Origin of the sequence: Clostridium sp. (genome assembly GCF_017888565.1) — a bacterium.
In the GTDB taxonomy this organism is placed as follows: Bacteria; Bacillota; Clostridia; order Clostridiales; family Clostridiaceae; genus Clostridium.
In genome coordinates, this window is sequence record NZ_JAGHFX010000107.1 from 1 (window position 1) to 2985 (window position 2985).

Consider the following 2985-nt stretch of genomic DNA (forward strand, 5'->3'; position numbering starts at 1 on the left):
AGAATTGCACACAAGTAAAGATGGAAAGAGTAGATCAGTTAAAGAAGTTGAAGCTGAAAGTATTGCATTTATAGTTAGTAATTATTATGGAATAGATACATCTGATTATAGTTTTGGATATTTAGCTTGGTGGAGTAGTGATAAAGAATTAGGAGAACTTAAAGAATCTTTAGATACAATTCAAAAAACTGCTGCTTCTTTAATAGATAAAATTGATAGTAATTATAAAGATTTATTTAAAGATAAAGAGGTTAAAATAGAAGATGCTAATAAATATATTAAAGAAATAATTTCAGATGCTAGTAAAAAAGCTGAAGATCATAACAATAAATTAGAGAAGAAAGAGGGAAAAGTAAATGAAAAAGAGCTTTAATAAAGAAGAATTAACTATTATGAGTTTTTATAATTGTGATAATAGAAATGGATTAATTAATGAATTAGAAAGTGTCGTAGAAAATATAGATGAAATTGAGGTTAAAACTGAAGTAAGGGGAATTATAATAAAGCTTAAAAGTATGTCAGATAGTGAGTTCAAAGAAATAGATTTTAAAAATATTATAGAGATTGAAGAAGATTTATAGAGAAATTTAAAAGTAGCAGTAAATAAAATTTACTGCTACTTTTTGCCTAAATTATATTGTATTAATTGTTAAAATGTAATATAATTTAGAAAAAAGAAGAATTTTTTTCTTCTCATATTTTAATTCCGAACGATAAAATTAAATGCCTAGGAAACATTTAATTTTATATAACTGAAACCTGGTACTAGGAATACCAAGAAGCAGAGTGTTGGAACTTTAACTCTTTTTATGCTTATATAATAGCATAAGGAGAAAAATTGTGCAATATAAATTTGACAGGAGGAAACCAAAAGAAATTTTGGTGTAATTTAAAAGTTGGATTTGCATAACATAAGTTTTGATATATAACTCTTAGGTATTTCTACCTAAGAGTTTTTTTGTTATCGGAAAATATTACGGAACAATTTAAATAGATAAATTGTGGGGAGGGGGGAATTATACCAAAAATCATAATTTATCAGATGAAAGGAGGGAAAGACTTTGAAGAGTAAAGGTAATTTTATAGAGCAAATGTTTATATATAATTTTATAAATAAATATGGCGAAGTTCAAAATTATTTTGGGATTAATGAAGTAGTTTCAGGAGAATTTTCTCAAAATAGAGCTGAAAAAAAATATGAAACACACATAGAAAAAGTATTAGAATATCCAATAAAAAATAGATGGAATAAAGAACTTAGTCATATGAGCCTTCAAAGTTTTTGTACCTTCTTAAATAAACAAAATAGAAATTTAAGAACTGAAGAATTAGATGATAGATATTATCCATTTACACTTGAATTTGAATCATCAAAAAAGAAGGAACAGATTGATGTATTATTTGAAGTAGCTCAATATCTTCAGTATTTAATGAAGGAATTAAGTGTAAATGAAGAAGATTTTACTATTATAATAAATAATTCAAAGTCAGTTTATATAATGGTTAACCCAAGAGTATTTGGACTAAAGCCAAGTAAATATGTACATAAAATATATACAGAAATGTATAAAGAAATAAAAGAAGAACTAGGCTTAAAATTTGTAGATGAAAGCATAGTTAATTCAAGCTACAGATTAATAAAGACTCCAGGATCTTATTACAAAGGTGGATATGTTAATTATGTTTCAGTAGACGAGTTTATGCATTTAATGACAAGTTATTTAACAAGAGAAAAGTTAACTAAAAAACAAAGGGACATAAGAAACTTAATGTTACCTGGTATTCAATCAGTTCCAATGACAAGATTATATGATAAGTCAAAAAAGAATGTTGAAAAGTCTATCAAGGAATATAAAAATAAAGGTAATAAAGAAAATAAGGTTTTAAACTTACCAGGAGAGGAATGTACTAGAGAATGTGTGAAAGCATTAATAAACATGCCAATAATGGATAAAGGTAATAGAAATAACTTCTTAGTAAGTATTGCATTAGGACTAAGTGAAGCTAATTATAGTGAAAATGAAATTAAGGAAGTCCTAAGAAGAAAAGCTATAGAATGGAAGCATGATGAAAGTTTAAGAGCAGTTGAAAATAAGTATAAATCATTGAAAAGAAATGGGACTAATTTTTCTTGTGATAAAGCAAAAATGCTTTTTGAAGAAGAAGAGTTAAGTCTTGGTTGTAATGTCTGTAAAAAGGCGATAAATAGTATATATATTGCAAGAAATGTAATTGAATCTATTTATAACAACAAGGGAGCAGTACGCCATTATAGAGCTTATTTAGAATTAGAAAAACAAAATCTTTTTGGTAGATACTTTAATATAGCTGAAGCTGGAATAAAAATAGCAACTTTAAAAGAACTAGCAAATAAAGTGAATGGAAAATTAGAAAAGAAGGAAGGATTATTTAAGTTAACTATAAAGAGGGGAAAAGCAATATATAGATTACCACTTAATTATATAGAAAATGCAGTTGATATATTAGATCAAAAAATAGGAAAGGTATTAATGTTAATAGTTAAAGCATATTCAAGTAATACTTATGGAGCATTTATAAGTTTAGGTGTTGCAAAAATTGCTGAATATTTAGCCTTCAAAAATGAAAGAAGTGTATATAATTTTTTAAAAGAATTAGAGAAGTTAGGATTTTTAACTAAAAATAAAAATGGAATAACATTATATTATAAGAGTAGAAAAGTAGTAAATTTAGAAGAAGAAAGAACAAATAGAAAAGAAAAGGCAAGAGTTATAGAAGTAACTAAAGTAGTAAATGGACTACAATTAAAATTTGAATTTGAAAAAATAGAAGCTGGTGCAAATCTACAACAAATAAATTTTGAAAATTATAAATTCAATAGAATTGAAAATAATAAGGAGATTAATAGAGGTTCACCACCATGATAAAAAATTAATGTTCGTGTTTTATGGCTAGAAGTTTCATGGCCATAAAACTTTTAAAGAAATATTCCAGGATAATTTTAAT

The 2985-nt window shown here is 25.4% G+C and carries 2 protein-coding genes and 1 pseudogene; all 3 read left to right on the forward strand.

What is annotated here, in order from left to right; all coding sequences use genetic code 11:
- A pseudogene (locus J7M87_RS20265) lies at positions 1-250 on the forward strand (antirestriction protein); the annotation flags it as partial.
- Between the two features lie 106 nt (positions 251-356).
- Positions 357-581 carry a transposon-transfer assisting family protein gene (locus J7M87_RS20270; RefSeq protein WP_291654052.1) on the forward strand — a complete coding sequence of 75 codons (225 nt, stop codon included), beginning with the start codon at positions 357-359 and terminating at the stop codon, positions 579-581.
- A gap of 480 nt (positions 582-1061) precedes the next feature.
- On the forward strand, positions 1062-2903 hold the full coding sequence (locus J7M87_RS20275; protein ID WP_291654053.1) for a hypothetical protein: 1842 nt from the start codon (positions 1062-1064) through the stop codon (positions 2901-2903).
- Positions 2904-2985: the final 82 nt, after the last annotated feature.

Excerpts from the sequence above, each read along its gene's own strand:
- J7M87_RS20270 (WP_291654052.1), top strand. The coding sequence starts at position 357 with ATGAAAAAGAGCTTTAATAAAGAAGAATTAACTATTATGAGTTTTTAT.